This window comes from Paramixta manurensis, from assembly GCF_013285385.1.
Classification (GTDB): Bacteria; Pseudomonadota; Gammaproteobacteria; order Enterobacterales; family Enterobacteriaceae; genus Paramixta; species Paramixta manurensis.
This window is the reverse complement of record NZ_CP054212.1, coordinates 3024510-3043452: the sequence shown is the minus strand read 5'-3', so window position 1 is coordinate 3043452 and position 18943 is coordinate 3024510. Positions and strand designations below refer to the sequence as shown.

Below are 18943 nucleotides of genomic sequence, written 5' to 3'. Positions count from 1 at the left end.
TGCGCCCATGATTACCATCCGTGACGTTGCGCGTCAGGCGGGGGTGTCGGTCGCGACGGTATCGCGTGTGTTAAATCACAGCAATGCGGTAACGCAAGAAACGCGTGATGCGGTATTACAGGCGGTTGAATCTCTGGGCTATCGGCCAAATGCCAACGCGCAGGCGTTAGCCACCCAAGTGAGCGATACCATTGGTGTGGTGGTGATGGATGTCTCCGACCCCTTTTTCGGCGCATTGGTTAAAGCGGTCGATACGGTAGCGCAGCGCCTGCAAAAACATGTCTTAATCAGCAACTCCTGGCATCAGGAAGAAAAAGAGCGTCATGCGATTGAAGTGTTAATTCGTCAGCGTTGTAGTGCGTTGATTGTTCATGCAAAAACGCTTTCCGATCGGGAACTGGCCGGTTTTATGGAACAGGTGCCAGGCATGGTTCTCATCAACCGTATTATTCCCGGCTATGCGCACCGCTGTGTCTGTCTTGATAACGTCAGCGGGGCACTAATGGCAACCCGTATGTTGCAGCAGTACGGCCATCAGCGCATCGGTTATTTGAGTTCCAGCCACCCGATTGAGGATGTTGAGCAGCGGCGCGAAGGCTGGTTAATGGCATTGGCCGAGCAGGGCATCGTGCCGCCGGAAGTCTGGGTCGCCAGCGGTGAACCCGATATGCAAGGCGGCGAAGCGGCGATGGTAGAACTGCTGGGGCGTAACCTGCATCTTACCGCGATACTGGCTTATAACGACGGGATGGCGGTCGGGGCGCTCACCGCATTAAAAGATAACGGTATCCTGGTTCCGCAGCACTGCTCGGTGGTGGGATTTGATGATATTCCCGCGTCGCGCTATACCGATCCACAATTGACTACCGTGCGTTATCCTATTGTTTCGATGGCAAAATTGGCAACTGAGCTGGCGTTAAAAGGTGCGGCAGGGCAGTTAGATGCCAGCGCCCAACACTGTTTTATGCCGACGCTGGTTCGGCGTCACTCGGTCGCCGGGAAACAAAGTGTGGAGCCGGTCACTAATTCAACCGATTTACCGATGTAACCGTTTTCAATCTGTGAGTAAATTCACAGTTAATTAACATCACGCTCTCTATGATGACAGCGTCGTACCAAGGGTGAAACATAATGTAACGCACCATCTTCCCCGTCTGGCGCGTTACCACACAACTGCGAAACAGTTCGCCCTCGCTGTCTGGAAGCATTACCCAACACGGAAGTCAGGATTTGTGTTAGCAAATCATCGGCTTCGCGCAACGTTTTCTTAACATATCGCCTCGCTGATTATTACAAACCGATTGTTTTGTCCCGATCAACAGAGAGTGAAAGGGCAAGACCGTGTACTACCCTGCATAAACCCGGAGATAGCATGAATAAGAAGGTTTTCACCCTCACAGCATTGGTTGCCAGCATGATGTTTGGCGCTACCGCTCACGCAGCCGACACGCGTATTGGCGTGACGATTTATAAATACGACGACAACTTTATGTCTGTAGTACGCAAAGACATTGAGAAAGACGCGAAGAGCAGCCCGGACGTTCAGTTACTGATGAATGACTCGCAGAACAGCCAGTCTACGCAGAACGATCAGGTTGACGTCTTGTTGGCGAAAGGCGTGAAAGCGCTGGCAATTAACTTGGTGGATCCGGCAGCCGCAGGCGTCATTATTGATAAAGCCAAATCTTCTGATGTACCGGTAGTGTTCTTTAACAAAGAGCCGACGGCCAAAGCGCTGGCGAGCTACGACAAAGCTTACTACGTCGGTACGGATTCGAAAGAGTCTGGCGTTAAGCAGGGCGAGTTGATTGAGAAACACTGGAAAGCGACTCCGGCATGGGATTTGAATAAAGATGGCGTGATTCAGTTCGTGCTGCTGAAAGGCGAACCGGGTCATCCTGATGCAGAAGCGCGTACCAAATATGTTATTGATACGCTGAATAAAGACGGCATCAAAACCCAACAATTGCACTTAGATACCGCCATGTGGGATACCGCCCAGGCGAAAGATAAAACCGATGCGTGGCTCTCTGGCCCGAACGGCGACAAAATTGAAGTGGTTATCGCGAACAACGATGCGATGGCAATGGGCGCAGTTGAAGCGCTGAAAGCGCATAACAAGAGCAACGTTCCGGTATTCGGCGTAGATGCGTTACCAGAAGCGTTGGCACTGGTGAAAAGCGGTGCGATGGCCGGTACCGTGTTGAACGATGCTGAGAACCAGGCGAAAGCCACCTTTGAACTGGCGAAAAACCTCGCTGCCGGCAAACCAGCGGCAGAAGGGACGCAGTACAAAATTGAAAACAAAATTGTTCGCGTACCTTACGTCGCGGTTGATAAAGACAACCTTGCGCAGTTCCAGAAATAAATACCCTATACCCTAAATAATTTAAGTTGCAGAAAGGCAGCAAGAGAGTGAATCCCGATGCGCTTACTAAGATCAAGTGATTCGGGTGAGCGAACGTCGCTAACACACATGCAGCTTGAAGTATGGCGGGTATCACGGGCGCGTTAACCCGCGCCCGCTTTTAGGCTGTGGGCCGGCGATGTTCGGTTCCTTTGATATTACCTGCCAGGTAGAACTATGTGCAGTGATAAAGTAGTAGAGCAGCGTGAATGGCTGCTGGAAATGAGCAATATCAATAAATCATTTCCTGGCGTAAAGGCATTAGATAATGTCAACTTAAAGGTTCGCCCACACTCTATTCACGCTTTAATGGGCGAGAATGGCGCGGGTAAATCGACATTATTAAAATGTCTGTTCGGTATTTATAAAAAGGATTCGGGGAGCATCCTTTTTCAGGGCCAGGAAATTGATTTCAAAAGTTCGAAAGAAGCGCTTGAAAATGGCGTGTCGATGGTGCATCAGGAATTAAACCTGGTTTTACAACGCACCGTAATGGACAACATGTGGCTTGGTCGCTATCCGAAAAAGGGACTGTTTGTCGATCAAGACAAAATGTACCAAGACACCAAAGCTATTTTTGACGAATTAGATATTAATATCGATCCGCGAGATAAAGTGGCGAATCTGTCTGTTTCACAGATGCAGATGATTGAGATTGCCAAAGCGTTTTCCTATGACGCCAAAATCGTGATTATGGATGAGCCGACTTCCTCGCTGACCGAAAAAGAAGTCAATCATCTGTTTACCATTATCCGCAAACTGAAAGAACGCGGTTGTGGCATTGTTTATATCTCTCACAAAATGGAAGAGATATTTCAGCTATGCGATGAGATCACCATCCTGCGTGATGGGCAGTGGATTGCCACCCAGCCGCTAGAAGGGCTGGATATGGATAAAATTATCGCCATGATGGTGGGGCGTTCGCTGAACCAACGTTTTCCGGATAAATCGAACACGCCGGGTGAGGTTATTCTGGAGGTGCGTAACTTAACCGCACTGCGCCAGCCATCGATTCGCGACATCTCGTTTGATCTACACAAAGGCGAAATTTTAGGGATTGCCGGGCTGGTGGGCGCTAAGCGTACCGATATTGTCGAAACCTTATTTGGTATTCGTGATAAGGCGGCGGGCACCATTAAGTTGCACGGTAAAGCCATCAATAATAACAGCGCGAATGAGGCCATTAACCACGGCTTTGCGTTGGTAACAGAAGAGCGTCGTTCAACCGGTATTTACGCTTTTTTAGATATTGGCTTTAACTCGCTAATCTCCAATATTCGTAAGTATAAAAATGGCGTCGGTCTGCTGGATAATAGCCGAATGAAAAGCGACACGCAGTGGGTGATTGATTCCATGCGTGTGAAAACGCCCGGTCATCGTACCTCAATCGGTTCATTGTCCGGCGGTAACCAACAGAAGGTTATTATTGGGCGCTGGCTGTTGACGCAACCGGAAATATTAATGCTGGATGAACCCACGCGCGGGATTGATGTCGGCGCGAAGTTTGAAATCTATCAATTAATTGCTGAGTTGGCGAAAAAAGAGAAGGGCATCATTATTATCTCCTCGGAAATGCCGGAGTTATTAGGGATTACCGATAGGATTCTTGTGATGAGCAACGGCCTGGTCGCGGGCATTGTCGAAACTAAAACGACTACGCAAAACGAAATCTTGCGTTTGGCATCGTTACACCTTTAATGATGTAAGGGCTGTTACCATGAATGCAGTGAATAAAAAGAATGCGCTCACCTTGTTGAAAGAAGGTGGGATATATGTTGTCTTGCTGGTGCTGCTGGCGATTATTATCTTTCAGGACCCGACATTTCTCAGTTTAATTAACTTGAGTAATATCCTGACGCAATCCTCAGTGCGTATTATTATTGCGCTGGGTGTGGCAGGGCTGATTGTGACTCAGGGGACTGACTTGTCGGCTGGTCGTCAGGTTGGTCTGGCGGCGGTGGTGGCGGCGACGCTGCTACAGGCTATGGATAACGCCAATAAGGTGTTTCCTCATATGGATACGGTACCGATTCCGCTAGTGATTTTAACTGTCTGCGTAATTGGTGCGATCATTGGTTTGGTGAACGGTTTAGTCATCGCTTATTTGAAAGTGACGCCATTCATTACCACCCTTGGTACCATGATTATTGTCTACGGGATTAACTCGCTGTATTACGATTTCGTGGGCGCATCGCCGATTGCCGGTTTTGATGATCATTTCTCAACCTTTGCCCAGGGCTTTTTCCGCTTTGGTCAATTCCGTCTGTCCTACATCACTTTCTACGCCATTATCGCGATTATTTTTGTCTGGGTCCTGTGGAACAAGACGCGTTTTGGTAAAAACATTTTCGCCATCGGCGGTAACCCCGAAGCAGCGAAAGTGTCTGGTGTGAACGTTAACCTGAACCTGATTTTGGTGTATGCCTTGTCCGGTGTGTTTTATGCCTTCGGCGGGATGTTGGAAGCCGGGCGTATCGGTAGCGCCACCAACAACCTCGGCTTTATGTATGAACTTGATGCGATTGCCGCGTGCGTGGTCGGCGGCGTGTCGTTTGCCGGTGGCGTGGGTACCGTAGCAGGTGTGGTAACCGGGGTGATCATCTTTACGGTTATTAACTATGGTTTGACCTATATCGGCGTTAACCCTTACTGGCAGTACATTATTAAGGGCGGCATCATCATCTTCGCCGTAGCGCTCGATTCCCTGAAGTACGCACGTAAAAAATAAAAAAAGAAGCAGTGGCACAGGCGCGGCATTGCCGCGCCTTTTTTGTTTATGTTAATCCGGGCATGTGGCGTGTTATTTAGGCGTGGCGGATGGCGGACACAGGGTACTCACCTTAACTCTGATGCTAAAGCGTGGGTGTTGACCTTCCCGAGGCATTAGCGCCGCTGAGACTGAACCGGTTTTATCATTAGGCGAGTACGTAAAAAGATTACGATACTTGCCTGATCCCTTGCGTTTTCATTTGGTGTCCGGGTTCTGCGTCGTATAAACCCCCTCGGTGAGTGTTTAAAATAGTAATGCAATTTACGTTATGTTTAGATGTATGCAAATGAAGGAGGATTGATGCAATGGATACTACGGAGCAACTTAATGGCACCTATTTTTATGGTGGTCTGACTAACCTATCGTCGGGTGAACTTTTCTTCTGGATCATGATCGATGTAACCGCGGAGCATTTCACTGGTGCGAAGGATGTGTTCGCAGCCGCAGCGGTTTACAGTGGGCAGAATACAATTAAGGTAAGCGGCAAATTTGGTAATTCTACTCCTGGCACCAGTTACGCGTCACAATATTCCCGGAAGCTCCTTAGAGGGCGGATGATGCCCATTCAGTTGCCGACATGGATCCAGTCTCCCGTTAATCCGTTTAAAGTAAAAAGAGTGATGACTTATAAACTTGCTACATTCGTCGGCAGGACTATACCGGTTATTGGCTGGGCGGTTCTCACCGCTGATGTGGCTTATATAAGCTATGAATCGATGGTGCGCTACAACCGAATTGTGAATAAGGAAGACAAGATATGGTGACAGGCGATATTGAACAGGCCGTGTTTGATCTGGTGGGCGAATATAATGGCCGACGTCTGTTTTCTATGAAACCCTACCCATTGACGCTAACAACGGACCTGAATGAGGATTTTCGCATGGATCCGTTAGATGCCTATGAATTGTTGGAAAAGTACGTAGACAGGTTTGGTATTGAGCCGTCAGATATCGACTTCGGGCACTATTTCCCTGAGGATTTTAGCCAGGTACATGATCCGCTAACCATCCAACTGCTTATAGATTCGGCAAAAGCCGGGCGCTGGCTGGGAAAATAATAAGGCACCTGCTGGTGCTTTATGTCTGTCTGTAGTGAATCAGTAATTCAGAACAAAGCTACCTGCTTTCTTGGTGGATTATCTTGCCGGCGCTACGGCTTCTTCTGCAACCTCTGCTGCAACTCTAACAACTGTTCCGGCGTCACCGCCGGATAACTTTGCGTATCTTCCGGCAACGTATGAACGGCGGGAATCGGTACCAACGGGCCGAGAAAACGCGGCTCACGCTTCATCAAATACAAATCGGCCAACGCACCAAGCCGTGCGCCGACCTCGCGTACCCGCACACTAAGCATGTTTTTTGGTGAGGGCACCGCATAGCATTGCGCCTGGATCCCCATATGCAGCGCAATAAACAACGCACGCTCGCAGTGGAAACGTTGAGTAATAATAATAAAATCATTGGTATCGAACACTTTACGTGTACGCACGATCGAATCCAGCGTACGGAAACCGGCGAAGTCCAGCACAATGTCAGACGGCTCAACGCCCGCGGCAATCAGATCGCGCCGCATAGTCATCGGCTCATTATAGCTTTGTTGCGCATTATCGCCGCTCAGCAATAAGTAGTTAATTTTACCGCTGTTATAAGCGTTCAGCGCCCCTTGCATACGGTAAAGGTAATACTGATTGATTACGCCGGTACGGTAATACTTCGCGGTACCCAACACGACGCCGACCTGACGATGAGGCAGTGAGGTGAGATCGTCATAAATATAGGGCGCGGTTTTCCAGCTAATCCAGCGATCCAGGCCGAGCGCGGTCAATACCATCAGCGTTATGATGATAATTAAACCGTAAATCAAGCGTTTTAACATGCTTTGAGGCGCTCAGGATGGAAAAAAAGTATGCACCAAGGCTACCTGGTCCGAACCGACGAAGCAAGCAAACCGCGGTCAGGCGCAGCATTTTTGCACGATGTCGGGCACAAAATGTGCCCGACGCTGCAAAAACTAGATCGAGGTACGACGATAGTTACGGTATTGCGGCAGCCAGAAGTTGCTGGCGATGGATTTCGACAGCACATCTTCTGACGTGACCACCGCTACCCCGGCCAATTGCGCAGCTTTACCCACCGCCATGGCAATCAGTTTAGATACGCCCTGAATATCCTTAATCTCCGGTAGCACGGAACCTTCTCCCTCATTCACCAGCGGCGAACAATCGGCCAGCGCACGGCTGGCAGCCATCAGCATGCTATCGGTAACGCGGGTTGCGCCAGATGCGACTACGCCAAGCCCAATACCGGGGAAGATATAGGAGTTGTTACATTGTGCGATAGGGAAGATTTTATCTTTCCAGCTCACCGGCGAGAACGGGCTCCCGGTGGCAACCAACGCCGCGCCATCGGTCCAGGCAAGAATATCTGCCGGTGTCGCCTCCACGCGCGAAGTAGGGTTTGAGAGCGGCATAACAATCGGACGCGGGCAGTGTTTATGCATCTCGCGAATAATCTCTTCGCTAAACAAACCCGGCTGACCCGACACGCCAATCAAAATATCCGGCTGCGCGTTACGTACCACATCCAGCAGAGAAATCGAATCACTGTGGGTATTCCACTGACTGAGGTTATCGCTCTTTTGTACCAACTTACCCTGGAAATCAAGCAGGTTGGGCAGTTTATCAGTCAGTAGCCCAAAGCGATCAACCATAAAGACGCGCGCACGCGCTTCGTCATCGCTCAGCCCTTCCGACTTCATCTGCGCGATAATCTGCTCAGCGATACCGCAACCCGCCGACCCGGCGCCGAGGAACACCACTTTTTGCTCGCGCAATTTACTGCCTGCCGCACGGCTGGCCGCAATCAATGTGCCGAGCGTGACTGCCGCAGTACCCTGAATATCATCATTGAAGCAACACACTTCATCACGGTAGCGCTCCAGCAACGGCATGGCGTTCTTCTGCGCGAAGTCTTCAAACTGGAGCAACACATTTGGCCAACGGCTCTTCACCGCCAGAATAAACTCATGGACGAAGTTTTCGTACTCTTCGCCGGTAATACGCGGATGACGCCAGCCCATATACAGCGGATCGTTAAGCAACTGCTGATTATTGGTCCCAACATCCAGCACCACGGGTAGCGTATACGCCGGGCTGATGCCGCCGCAGGCGGTATACAATGAAAGTTTACCGATCGGGATCCCCATCCCGCCAATACCTTGATCGCCCAAGCCGAGGATGCGCTCGCCATCCGTGACAACAATCACTTTAACGTTCTGCTTGGTGGCATTTTGCAGCATATCTTCGATGCTGGCACGGTTGGGGTAGGAGATAAACAGGCCGCGGGCGCGGCGATAAATTTCAGAAAAGTGTTCGCAGGCGGCACCAACCGTTGGCGTGTAGATGATGGGCATCATCTCTTCGAGATGGTTGTCAAGCAAGCGATAGAAAAGGGTTTCGTTGGTGTCTTGAATATTGCGCAAATAGACGTGTTTATCGTTATCGTTTTTAAAGTCCTGAAACTGGCGCCAGGCACGTTCCGCCTGTTCTTCAATGGTTTCAACCGTTTCCGGCAGTAAGCCGTTGAGGTTGAAATCATTACGCTCTTCGATGGAAAAAGCGCTACCTTTGTTGAGTAGAGGAAACTCCAACAAAATCGGACCAGCGTAAGGGATATAAAGCGAACGTTTACTCTCGTATTCGAGTTCCATGCGGTATTAGCTCCGGTTGTTGACTTCCTGGTTGCGTAAGGGTGAGGGGTCAGCCCCGATCCTATGAAAATTCACGCAGAAGTACAGCTTTTGTTAATGGTTGATAACAAAAGCTGTGATTTTTCTCGACAGGATGCGGGAGCGGTTACGCTTTTTGCAAGGTTAGCGCTGTGAAATGATGGCAACCTAGCGCCGCGAGCGTTGCTTCGGTGGCGGGAGCTTGACTCAGTTTGCTGTCGGCGGTTTCAGCTAACACAGCGCGTGCAATGGCAGCACAATCCTCGCCGTGCATATTAGCCAGAATCAAAGCAGCCTGCAGCGGCGGTAAGCTTGGGTTAAACGCGGCATTTTCGGCGTAGCTGCCGCCATAGATAGCACCGCTGCGCATTTCCAGCGCCACGCCGCTATGCGCCTGGCTGTATGGCGCGTGGCTGCGGTTCGTCGCCTGAATTGCCGCCTGGGTGACTGCATCGCCCTCAGCTTGGTAACCGTGGTCTACCGGATCGAGCAGCAGCGTTTTAATCGCTAAATCCCGTGGCCCAAACGCATCGGGCAAATAGTCGCCGAGGGTGGCAGACGGGCGTCCCGGTAGGTTAATACGTAGCGTGGTACCGCTATTTAACTCATTCATAAACTGGCGGCAATGGCCGCATGGCGTGTAATTAACCGTAATTGCCGTCAGCCCGGTTTCACCTTTCAGCCAGGCGTGAGTCACCGCGCTTTGTTCCGCATGCACGGTTTGCTGCATGGTTGCGCCGATAAACTCCATATTGGCGCCGAAATACCAGTGGCCGCTGTTCCCGCGCGCCACCGCGCCGACATTAAAGTTTGAGAGGGCGGCGCGCGCGCAGGCCGCCGCCAGCGGCAATAACGCCAGCGCCAGCGCATCATCATCCAATTGTGTTTGCTGTTTTATGTGCTGAACCTGCTCCGGCGTGAATGACGCGGAAAAGGTGTTGGCGGACAAAATCGGGCGTAGCGCGTTCTGTAGCTCATCGGCTAAAGCGGCAAAAGCGGCGTGAAAACGTGGATGCATTACATACCTTCTGTTCGGAGATAGCGGGCAGTGATTCTAAACGGCTACTCGGTGCTTATATGTGATCTATCTCTCTCTATTAATGCAATGAGTGAAACTTATTTATAATTTGCGCGACTTGTCGCACCTTTTAGTGCAACAGACCCAATAATAGCGGGTATAAAAACGGGGCCAGCAATGAAGTGATAATGCCGCAGATAACCAGCGCCAGTGAACTAAAGGCGCCTTCCTGAAAATCAATTTCCGCACAACGCGCGGTACCCAGTGCATGGGAGGCGTTACCAATCGCCAGGCCGCGTGCCGCTTTATTGCGAACGTGCAGCAGATTAAGGACCATGTGACCAAACACAGCGCCGAGTACGCCAGCGACCAGTACACAAATGGCGCTAATCGCCGGAATACCCTGCAGGGAAGCGGATACCGCCATTGCAATTGGCGTGGTGACGGACTTGGGTAAAATGGTGGCGGCGATTTCCGGTGAGGCGCCCATCCACAAGGCGATGGCGGTGCCGGAAACCATCGCCGTCATGCTACCGATAAAGCAGATGGCGATAATTGATTTCCAGCGGGCGCGGATCTGATGCAGTTGCTCATACAGCGGTACCGCCAGTGCAACCACCGCCGGCTGCAACAAGTTATTAAGCACCGCGCTCCCCTGAAAATAACGCGCGTAAGGCATATTAATCAGTAATAACAACGGAATAATCACCGCCATTGAAACCAGCAACGGGTTAACCAGAGAAAGTTTGACCTGCGCGGCTAAGCGGCGGGCAGCAAAAAAGACACCGACCGTCAGCGGCAATGACCACCAGAGATCACTCATGGCCTGACTCCTCCTGATGTTGGTGCGCGTCATGCAGGCGCTGTGAACCATAGCCCACCACCACCAATATCAACAGCGTACTCACCACGCAGGACACCACGATCGGGCCGAATTGTGCCAGTAAAATATCGGTATAATCCATCACGCCAACGCTAATCGGGACAAATAGCAGGGCCATATAACGAATTAACAGGTAACTACCGGGCTGTACCCATTTGACCGGGACAATGCGCGCAACCAGCAAGGCAAACAGCAACAGCATGCCGAGGATACTGCCAGGAATGGCAATCGGCAGCAGCGTGGAAAGACCGTTACCGATAAACAAGCAGAGATAAAGAATGATGAAGGCGCGTAAATAACGCCAGCAGACAGATAGCGCGGTACGCATGACAGGCTCCTGTGTCGATGCCTTAATCATACGATCAAACACTCAGACGTGCTACCGAACACACTCGATCGGTAGAACGTAAACGGCTCCTGCTGCATTTCCGGTTGGAAAACAGCAGGAGCCCGTCAAAAGACCGACTATTTTACGGCCATGCCCGGCTGAGCGCCGCTATCTGCGCCGAGAATAAACAGATCTTTTCCGCCAGGACCGGCTGATAGCACCATGCCTTCCGACACACCAAAGCGCATTTTACGCGGCGCCAAATTTGCGACCACCACCGTCATGCGGCCTTCCAGCACTGACGGGTCCGGATAAGCAGCACGAATACCGGAGAAGATCTGCCGGGTTTCACCGCCCAGATCTAACACCAGACGCAGCAGCTTGTCCGAGCCATCGACCAACTCGGCGGTTTTGATCAGCGCCACGCGCATATCGACTTTGGCGAAATCGTCAAAGCTAATCGTATCCGCGATCGGATCCTCCGCCAGCGGGCCGCTTTGCGCCGGTTTTGCCGCCGCCGCATCCTCTTTCGAGGCTTCAATCAGGGCGTTAATTTTATCCATCTCAATACGGCTATACAGCGCTTTAAACGACGCTATCTGATGACCGAGCAGCGGCTGCTGAATCCCTTCCCAGCTCAGTTCCTGATTAAGGAAGGCCTCCACACGCTGGCTGAGCGACGGTAACACCGGCTTGAGCCATGTCATCAATATGCGGAACAGATTAATACCCATTGAGCAGATAGCTTGCAGATCGGCATCACGGCCTTCCTGTTTCGCCACCACCCACGGGGCTTGCTCATCAACATACCGATTAGCGAGATCCGCCAGCGCCATAATTTCACGGATAGCACGGTTAAACTCGCGATTAGCCCACGCATCGCCAATGCTCTGTGCCGCATCGGTAAAGGTTTTGTACAGCGCCGGGTCGGCCAGCGTATCAGAGAGCTTGCCGCCAAAACGTTTCGTAATAAACCCGGCGTTACGCGACGCAAGGTTAACCACTTTATTGACAATATCGGCGTTAACACGCTGAACAAAATCTTCCAGATTCAGGTCGATATCATCAATGCGCGAAGAGAGCTTCGCGGCGTAGTAGTAGCGCAGACTATCGGCATCCAGATGGTTAAGCCAGGTGCTGGCTTTAATAAACGTCCCGCGCGATTTAGACATTTTCGCGCCGTTTACCGTTACGTAACCATGCACGAATAGATTATTCGGCTTTCTGAACTGGCTTCCTTCCAGCATCGCCGGCCAGAACAGGCTGTGGAAGTAGACAATATCTTTACCGATAAAGTGATACAGCTCTGTCGTGGAGTCTTTACGCCAAAACTCATCAAAATCCAGGTCGCCACGTTTATCACACAGATTTTTGAAGGAACCCATATAACCGATCGGCGCATCCAGCCACACGTAAAAATATTTCCCCGGCGCGTCCGGAATTTCGAAGCCGAAATAAGGCGCATCGCGTGAAATATCCCACTGCTGTAAGCCAGACTCGAACCACTCCTGCATTTTATTGGCTACCTGCTCCTGCAGCGCGCCGGACCGTGTCCAGGCTTTTAGCATTTCACTAAAAGAGGGGAGGTCAAAGAAGAAGTGCTCAGAATCGCGCATCTCCGGGGTCGCGCCGGACACCACCGATTTCGGATCGATAAGCTCGGTCGGGCTATAGGTCGCGCCGCAGACTTCACAATTATCGCCATACTGATCGGCCGATTTACATTTCGGGCAGGTTCCCTTCACAAAACGATCCGGCAGGAACATGCCTTTTTCCGGATCGTATAACTGAGAAATAGTGCGGTTTTTGATAAAACCATTCTCTTTTAAACGCGTATAGATAAGCTCCGACAACACCCGATTCTCATCGCTATGCGTTGAGTGGTAATTGTCGTAGCTGATATTAAAACCAGCAAAATCAGTCTGATGCTCTTGACTCATATCAGCAATCATCTGTTCCGGCGTGATACCCAATTGCTGTGCTTTCAGCATGATTGGCGTACCGTGTGCGTCATCGGCACAGATGAAATAAACCTCATTGCCGCGCATTCGCTGGTAACGAACCCAAATATCCGCCTGGATGTGTTCGAGCATGTGACCAAGGTGAATAGGGCCATTCGCGTACGGCAGAGCGCACGTTACCATCATTTTTTTCGCGACTTGAGTCATAGTAGGACTTGCTATACCTGATTGAAAAAGGGGTTTAGATGTTAACCGAAAGGCCAACCCGGCGTAAACAAAGGGTTTGCGGCAACTGAAGATAACCGTTTATTTGACCAGGCTTCTGATATGCTTAGGGAGTAAATTTACGAAAAAGTCCGTGTAACATGGGCACACAATGACACTATTTTGAGGAGCCGGGATGAATTCACAATCCCACAGTCAACATACCCCGGAAGCGCTACGCGCGATGGTGGTAGGCGTATTGACCACCTTTGAACACCCAACCCTGAAACATAATCTGACCACGCTAAAAGCGTTGCGTCATGTCGCGTTGATGAATGGCAAGTTACATATTGAACTGGTGATGCCGTTTGTCTGGACCAGCGCCTTTGAAGACTTGAAAGAACAAACCAGCGCAGATTTATTGCGTATGACCGGCGCTCAGGCCATCGACTGGCGTTTAAATCACGATATCGCCACCATGAAGCGGGTCAAAAATACGCCCGGCGTTAATGGCGTGAAAAACATTATTGCGGTGAGTTCGGGTAAAGGTGGCGTTGGGAAATCCAGCACCGCCGTCAATATGGCGTTGGCGTTGGCTGCCGAAGGCGCCAAAGTGGGCATTCTGGATGCGGATATTTACGGCCCGTCAGTACCCAATATGCTGGGAACCGAGGATCAACGCCCCTCTTCGCCGGATGGCACGCATATGGCGCCGATTATGGCGCATGGTTTGGCTACCAACTCAATCGGATATTTGGTCACCGATGATAACGCAATGGTTTGGCGTGGTCCGATGGCAAGTAAGGCGCTCATGCAGTTGTTGAATGAAACGCTGTGGCCGGAGTTGGATTATCTGGTGCTGGATATGCCGCCGGGTACCGGCGATATTCAATTGACGCTGGCGCAAAATATCCCGGTCACCGGCGCGGTGGTGGTGACAACGCCACAGGACATTGCCTTGATCGATGCGCGTAAAGGGCTGGTGATGTTCGAAAAAGTCGATGTGCCGGTGCTGGGCGTGGTGGAAAATATGAGTATGCATATTTGCAGCAACTGTGGGCACCATGAAGCGATTTTTGGTAGCGGCGGCGCGCAAGCATTGGTCGAAAAATATCACACGCGTTTGCTCAGCCAGTTACCGCTGCACATTACGTTGCGCCAGGATCTGGATGAGGGCGAACCAACGGTTGTCCGCCGTCCGGACAGCGAGTTTACCGCCCTCTATCGTCAACTGGCCGGGGTGGTTGCCGCACAGCTTTACTGGCAGGGTGAGGTCATTCCGGGCGACATCGCATTCCGCGCGGTTTAAGGTTTTTTATCAAGCCTGCCTGCGGGGTTTACCGCCTGGCAGGCAAGACATAGTGCATCAAAATATATTCGCCGTGCTCGCTTAGGCCACGCGAAATCTCTTCCCAACCGTGCTGGCGATAAAAACGCCGCGCTGGTGCGTTGGCCGCCAGGCACTTTAACGCACCGGTTGAGGTAAAACGCGCTTGCACCTCGCGCAATAACGCGCTTCCGACACCTTGCCCCTGGCAGCGTGGATCGATGAACAGGCTATGAAGAAAATTGTCATTCTCCAGTACTGCGGCAAACCCTAAACGTTGCCCGGCACCTTCGGCCACCCAAATGGTCTCTTCTAATGTCGCGCTATCAAAATCCTCCAGTTGCCACTGATGTGGGTCTAACCATGTCCAGTTTGTTTTGCGTGCCGCCAAAAAAAGCGTGCGTAAAAAGGGCCGATCGGCTTCGGTAAACGAGCGAATTTGCACAGTACATTTCCTGGTTGATAGCTCAACTAAAAAATAACAGGTTTCACGCACCGAGGTAACAGTAAACTGGCGGAGCCGAAGCGTATCGGCTCCGCTAAGGGGCGCGGTTTACGCGCCGACCGGTAGCGCGTGGGCGCTATTTTTCGGTGGCGTACCGCGATATTTTTCAATATCTAACTGCGCCATATGCCCGCAGTTTCCCTGCGCCAACGGCGAAGAGCCGATATCAAACGTTAGGCAATTGACGTTACCGTTTTTGCAGAGCGTACCCACTTCGCCGGGAACCAGCGGGTCATACCAGGCGCCTTCACTAATTCGTACCACGCCAGGGCGAATATCCTCGGTTACGCGCGCGCCCACCAGAATCTGCCCGCGATCGTTAAACGCGCGTACCACATCACCACTCTGAATACCGCGTGGCGCGGCATCTTGCGGATGAATCAGTATCGCTTCCCGGTCGGCGACGGCATATTTTTCGCGTAGCGGGGTATTGTCGAGTTGGGAGTGCAGCCGGTTTTCCGGGTGCGCGGTGTTAAGCGACAGCGGATATTTCTCTGCGATTGGGCTACCGTGCCACTCATAAGGGGGTAGCCAGCCGGGCAGACCCGGGCAATCGGCATAGTTCATCTTGGCGACCGTTTGCGAGAAGATTTCAATTTTGCCCGATGGCGTACCGAGCGGATTTAATAGTGGATCGGCGCGGAAATCGGCGAAACGTACCCACTGCTGATTGGCTTGCGGGATAGGGAAACGGATGTAGTTATTCGATTGCCAGAACATATCGAACGGCGGTAGCGCCACTCCGGCATTTCTTGCCTGACTTTTCATATTGTCGTACATCGATTTCAGCCACATCAGCTCATCTTTACCTTCGGTAAAGGCGGGTTCAACGCCCAACTTTGCCGCGATGGCGCGGAAAATATCAAAGTCGTTGCGCGCTTCATGCTGCGGCGGAACACATTGATGCATCGGGAAGACGTACAATTGTGAATAATCGCCGCCCATATCCAGATCATTACGTTCATAGGTGGTGGTGCAGGGCAACACAATATCCGCCTGCTTCGCCGTCGCCGTCCAGTAAGGTTCGTGAACCACAATGGTTTCCGGTTTACGCCATGCCTGTTGCAGATTATTGGTATCTTGATGGTGGTGGAAAGGGTTTCCGCCAGCAACATACACCATTTTAACCTCCGGATAGGTAACCCGATGGCCGTTAAAATCGATGGTCTTGCCCGGATTAGCAAAGCAATCGGCAATGCGCGCCACCGGAATCGGCGCCGGGGAATTTTTCGGCGCTTCGCCCGCGCTAATGCCGGAAAGAATGCCGCCTTTCGCCGTTGGACTACCGCCGGATGAGTAGTGATAGCTAAAGCCAAAGCCGCCGCCTGGCAGGCCGATTTGCCCCAGCATTGCCGCAAGGGTAACCAGCAACCAATGCGGCTGTTCGCCGTGGTGTTGGCGTTGTATGCCCCAGCCCGCCATGATCATGGTGCGGTTCTCCGCCATATCACGCGCTAACTGGCGCAACTGCTTGGCCTCAATGCCGCAAATGGCGGCAGCCCATTCGGCACTTTTCGGCGTCCCATCCTGCTCGCCCAGCAGATAGGCGCGGAACTTATCAAAACCCACCGTATAGCGCTGAAGAAACTTTTCATCATGACGCTGTTCACTGAGTAGCGTATGCGCAATACCCAGAATCATTGCGGAATCCGTATACGCCAGCGGCGCAATCCATTCGGCGTTCAGCATTTTTGCGCTGGGGTTATTAATCGGGTCGATACAAATTACCCGGGTTCCTTTTTTCGCCAGCGCGGCGAAGCCCTCAAGACCGACGTGGTCAGGCACATTCCAGCTATTTTTTAACGTCGTCAGCGGGTTACAGCCCCACAGAATCACCAACGTGCTGTTATCCACCACATTCGGCCAGGTGGTTTGTTGCTCATAGACCTCCATGGAGCCGACCACATGCGACATAATCACCTGCGCCGCACCGGTAGAATAATCGCCGCTGTAGCTTAAAAAACCACCCGACAGATTCATTAAGCGATTGAGCAAGGCGCGGCAATTGTGCAACATCCCGGTACTTTTCCAGCCATAAGAACCCGCATAAATTGATGAAGGGCCATAGTGGCTTTGCAGGCGGCTTATCTCCCCGCTGACCAGTTCAATCGCTTTTTCCCAGCTTACCCGTACCCATTGGTCGCAACCGCGCAAGTTATTACTGCTTCCGGGGCCATGCTCCAGCCAGCTTTTACGTACCATCGGATATTTGATGCGATTCGCGGCGTGCACTTGATGCGGCGCCATTTTAATTAGCGCGTTGGGGTGGGGATCATCGTGTATTGGGCGAACGTCAACCATCCGATCCTGTTCGACCAACGCTTCAAAGGCGCCCCAGTGGGCGCTGGTGAGAATGCCTTTTTGTGCCGGGCGCAGCGCTTCAAATTGCGGCAATGCCTGGCTAATCGCTTTGGCCAATGCTGATTTGCTATACAACGTATTGAGCGCGCCAAGTGCGAATAGCGCCCCGCCTGCCTGTAAAAAACGGCGGCGCGGTAAGTTTGTTGGGTGGTGGTTTTTCATGGAGCTTCTCCTTCTAACGCGCCGTTTTCCGATGTCGCCATATCACTGGCATGCTTTTGTGCATACTGGGTGAGTAAACGGAGCTGTTCTTGATCGAGCGAGGTGCGCGGCGCCATCCCCTTGATCACCCCGATCCATTGGTTAGCGTTGTAATGTTTTAGCGCGGTGAGGCCGTGGCAGCCGGTACAGTTCGCCGTCATTAAACCGGCGGCGTATTGCCAGATTTGCTGCTGATCCTGAACCAGTGATTTCGCGTTAAGGCTAATATCCAGCGCGACTTGATGCCATACCAGGCCGGTTTCACTGTCGGTTTGTGTGCCGGATGTATGAATGGAGGCGACGGCGTGTTCATCCACCAGGGCGCTGATAATGCGTTTACCCGGCGCGGCGTAGATAACGTTATTCACGCCCTCTTGCTGCCAGCCGTTAATTCTGCCCTGAATAACCTCTCCAGAGCGTTGTACCACCTCCACCCGGGTAGAAGGCAGCAGCGTACCTGCCGGGGTATCTTGTTCGGCGTTGAGAGAAAACGGTTGGGTTTTAATCGCATACAGCGCTTTGGCGGCGGGTGAAGTCTGCGCAGCGGCGGCGGCCAGTTTATTCGCGCCCGCAGAGTTGCTGGCGCTCATATCCGGCAGAATATGCGCAACGCCACGGTGGCAATCAATACAGGTTTGCCCCTCACGTATTGCGACCGGATGTTGCTGACGCGCTTCGGTTCGCTGCGCAAGAATATCCATGGCATCAAAACTGTGACAGGAACGGCAGGTGGCGGAATCATTCTCCTTCATGGTTTTCCACACCGACTCCGCCATCGCGAGCTTGTGCGCGTTATATTTTTCCGGTGTATCAATCTTACCGGTGACTTCGCCATACACATCTTTTAAGGCGCCGACTTTGGTCAGTAAATACGCCAGCGGCTGATTGGGTACGTGGCAATCCGCGCACTCGGCGCGGATCCCGGCATGATTTTGAAAATGTATACTCCCCTGATATTCCGCCAACGGTCGCTCCATGGAGTGACACGCGACGCAAAACGCGGTGTCGCTGGTTTTATGCATAACGGTAAAACCGCCGGCTAACACCAACATCCCGATGACTATCCCGGCAGAAATGATACCGATCCCTTTCCATTTCCAACCTGACCTGGCGCGGCCGGATGGCGTTATTTTTTTCATACTCACTCCTGTTGAGGTCCTGAATTATTCGATGACCAATACGCGGAGCGTTATACCCCAGAATGGGTAAGGTTATTTTGTGCCATATCAATATGACAGCCGGTCAATAATGC

General features: G+C 51.8%; 16 protein-coding genes. 7 read left to right on the top strand and 9 right to left on the bottom strand.

The genetic code is table 11. From position 1 onward, the window contains the following. Window positions 1-7 precede the first annotated feature (7 nt). The 6 genes from galS (at window position 8) to PMPD1_RS14660 (ending at window position 6234) form a co-directional block, all read left to right on the top strand. The gene (gene galS / locus PMPD1_RS14685) at window positions 8-1048 is read left to right on the top strand and encodes an HTH-type transcriptional regulator GalS (RefSeq protein WP_173634754.1); all 1041 of its coding nucleotides are present in this window, start codon (window positions 8-10) and stop codon (window positions 1046-1048) included. 324 nt (window positions 1049-1372) lie between these two features. Continuing rightward, a complete protein-coding gene (mglB, locus tag PMPD1_RS14680; protein ID WP_173634753.1) occupies window positions 1373-2368 on the top strand; it encodes a galactose/glucose ABC transporter substrate-binding protein MglB in 996 nt (331 codons plus the stop codon). Window positions 2369-2584: 216 nt separating this feature from the next. Beyond that, the gene (mglA, locus tag PMPD1_RS14675; RefSeq protein WP_173634752.1) at window positions 2585-4105 is read left to right on the top strand and encodes a galactose/methyl galactoside ABC transporter ATP-binding protein MglA; all 1521 of its coding nucleotides are present in this window, start codon (window positions 2585-2587) and stop codon (window positions 4103-4105) included. Between the two features lie 19 nt (window positions 4106-4124). Further along, entirely contained in the window at window positions 4125-5135 is a 1011-nt protein-coding gene (mglC, locus tag PMPD1_RS14670; protein ID WP_173634751.1) for a galactose/methyl galactoside ABC transporter permease MglC, read from the top strand. Window positions 5136-5482: 347 nt separating this feature from the next. Beyond that, window positions 5483-5941, top strand: coding sequence for an STM2901 family protein (locus PMPD1_RS14665; RefSeq protein WP_173634750.1), 459 nt, complete (start codon window positions 5483-5485; stop codon window positions 5939-5941). Continuing rightward, window positions 5935-6234 carry a DUF1493 family protein gene (locus PMPD1_RS14660; protein ID WP_173634749.1) on the top strand — a complete coding sequence of 100 codons (300 nt, stop codon included), beginning with the start codon at window positions 5935-5937 and terminating at the stop codon, window positions 6232-6234. Before PMPD1_RS14665 ends, PMPD1_RS14660 begins: the two co-directional genes overlap by 7 nt. Before the next feature lie 92 nt (window positions 6235-6326). Here the strand turns inward: PMPD1_RS14660 and sanA are convergent, their stop codons facing one another. From sanA to metG, 6 genes are all read right to left on the bottom strand, one after another. Beyond that, window positions 6327-7052 carry an outer membrane permeability protein SanA gene (gene sanA, locus PMPD1_RS14655; RefSeq protein ID WP_173634748.1) on the bottom strand — a complete coding sequence of 242 codons (726 nt, stop codon included), beginning with the start codon at window positions 7050-7052 and terminating at the stop codon, window positions 6327-6329. 135 nt (window positions 7053-7187) lie between these two features. Beyond that, on the bottom strand, window positions 7188-8885 hold the full coding sequence (locus PMPD1_RS14650) for an NAD-dependent malic enzyme (protein ID WP_173634747.1): 1698 nt from the start codon (window positions 8883-8885) through the stop codon (window positions 7188-7190). A gap of 145 nt (window positions 8886-9030) precedes the next feature. Further along, window positions 9031-9921, bottom strand: a complete 891-nt coding sequence (gene cdd, locus PMPD1_RS14645) for a cytidine deaminase (protein WP_173634746.1) — start codon at window positions 9919-9921, stop codon at window positions 9031-9033. A 130-nt stretch (window positions 9922-10051) separates the two neighbouring features. Next, window positions 10052-10744, bottom strand: coding sequence for a CidB/LrgB family autolysis modulator (locus PMPD1_RS14640; RefSeq protein ID WP_173634745.1), 693 nt, complete (start codon window positions 10742-10744; stop codon window positions 10052-10054). Beyond that, window positions 10737-11132 carry a CidA/LrgA family protein gene (locus tag PMPD1_RS14635; RefSeq protein WP_173634744.1) on the bottom strand — a complete coding sequence of 132 codons (396 nt, stop codon included), beginning with the start codon at window positions 11130-11132 and terminating at the stop codon, window positions 10737-10739. Before PMPD1_RS14635 ends, PMPD1_RS14640 begins: the two co-directional genes overlap by 8 nt. Window positions 11133-11269: 137 nt before the next feature. Then, window positions 11270-13300, bottom strand: coding sequence for a methionine--tRNA ligase (gene metG, locus PMPD1_RS14630; RefSeq protein WP_173634743.1), 2031 nt, complete (start codon window positions 13298-13300; stop codon window positions 11270-11272). Window positions 13301-13493: 193 nt separating this feature from the next. Between metG and apbC the strand changes: the two genes are divergently transcribed. Further along, window positions 13494-14606, top strand: a complete 1113-nt coding sequence (apbC, locus tag PMPD1_RS14625) for an iron-sulfur cluster carrier protein ApbC (RefSeq protein ID WP_173634742.1) — start codon at window positions 13494-13496, stop codon at window positions 14604-14606. A 28-nt stretch (window positions 14607-14634) separates the two neighbouring features. Here apbC and PMPD1_RS14620 read toward each other — a convergent pair whose 3' ends face one another. The 3 genes from PMPD1_RS14620 to PMPD1_RS14610 all read right to left on the bottom strand — a co-directional run bounded on the left by PMPD1_RS14620 (window position 14635) and on the right by PMPD1_RS14610 (window position 18830). Next, on the bottom strand, window positions 14635-15069 hold the full coding sequence (locus PMPD1_RS14620) for a GNAT family N-acetyltransferase (protein ID WP_173634741.1): 435 nt from the start codon (window positions 15067-15069) through the stop codon (window positions 14635-14637). A gap of 108 nt (window positions 15070-15177) precedes the next feature. Next, complete coding sequence (torA, locus tag PMPD1_RS14615) at window positions 15178-17652, bottom strand: trimethylamine-N-oxide reductase TorA (protein WP_173634740.1); 2475 nt, start codon at window positions 17650-17652, stop codon at window positions 15178-15180. Continuing rightward, the gene (locus tag PMPD1_RS14610) at window positions 17649-18830 is read right to left on the bottom strand and encodes a NapC/NirT family cytochrome c (RefSeq protein ID WP_173634739.1); all 1182 of its coding nucleotides are present in this window, start codon (window positions 18828-18830) and stop codon (window positions 17649-17651) included. The genes torA and PMPD1_RS14610 overlap by 4 nt, the downstream gene beginning before the upstream one ends. Between the last annotated feature and the right edge of the window lie 113 nt (window positions 18831-18943).

Bases quoted from the DNA above. Each gene is read 5' to 3' on its own strand.
- galS (WP_173634754.1), top strand. From the start codon at position 8: ATGATTACCATCCGTGACGTTGCGCGTCAGGCGGGGGTGTCGGTCGCG.
- mglB (WP_173634753.1), top strand. From the start codon at position 1,373: ATGAATAAGAAGGTTTTCACCCTCACAGCATTGGTTGCCAGCATGATG.
- mglA (WP_173634752.1), top strand. From the start codon at position 2,585: ATGTGCAGTGATAAAGTAGTAGAGCAGCGTGAATGGCTGCTGGAAATG.
- mglC (WP_173634751.1), top strand. From the start codon at position 4,125: ATGAATGCAGTGAATAAAAAGAATGCGCTCACCTTGTTGAAAGAAGGT.
- PMPD1_RS14665 (WP_173634750.1), top strand. From the start codon at position 5,483: ATGGATACTACGGAGCAACTTAATGGCACCTATTTTTATGGTGGTCTG.
- PMPD1_RS14660 (WP_173634749.1), top strand. From the start codon at position 5,935: ATGGTGACAGGCGATATTGAACAGGCCGTGTTTGATCTGGTGGGCGAA.
- sanA (WP_173634748.1), bottom strand. From the start codon at position 7,052: ATGTTAAAACGCTTGATTTACGGTTTAATTATCATCATAACGCTGATG.
- PMPD1_RS14650 (WP_173634747.1), bottom strand. From the start codon at position 8,885: ATGGAACTCGAATACGAGAGTAAACGTTCGCTTTATATCCCTTACGCT.
- cdd (WP_173634746.1), bottom strand. From the start codon at position 9,921: ATGCATCCACGTTTTCACGCCGCTTTTGCCGCTTTAGCCGATGAGCTA.
- PMPD1_RS14640 (WP_173634745.1), bottom strand. From the start codon at position 10,744: ATGAGTGATCTCTGGTGGTCATTGCCGCTGACGGTCGGTGTCTTTTTT.
- PMPD1_RS14635 (WP_173634744.1), bottom strand. From the start codon at position 11,132: ATGCGTACCGCGCTATCTGTCTGCTGGCGTTATTTACGCGCCTTCATC.
- metG (WP_173634743.1), bottom strand. From the start codon at position 13,300: ATGACTCAAGTCGCGAAAAAAATGATGGTAACGTGCGCTCTGCCGTAC.
- apbC (WP_173634742.1), top strand. From the start codon at position 13,494: ATGAATTCACAATCCCACAGTCAACATACCCCGGAAGCGCTACGCGCG.
- torA (WP_173634740.1), bottom strand. From the start codon at position 17,652: ATGAAAAACCACCACCCAACAAACTTACCGCGCCGCCGTTTTTTACAG.
- PMPD1_RS14610 (WP_173634739.1), bottom strand. From the start codon at position 18,830: ATGAAAAAAATAACGCCATCCGGCCGCGCCAGGTCAGGTTGGAAATGG.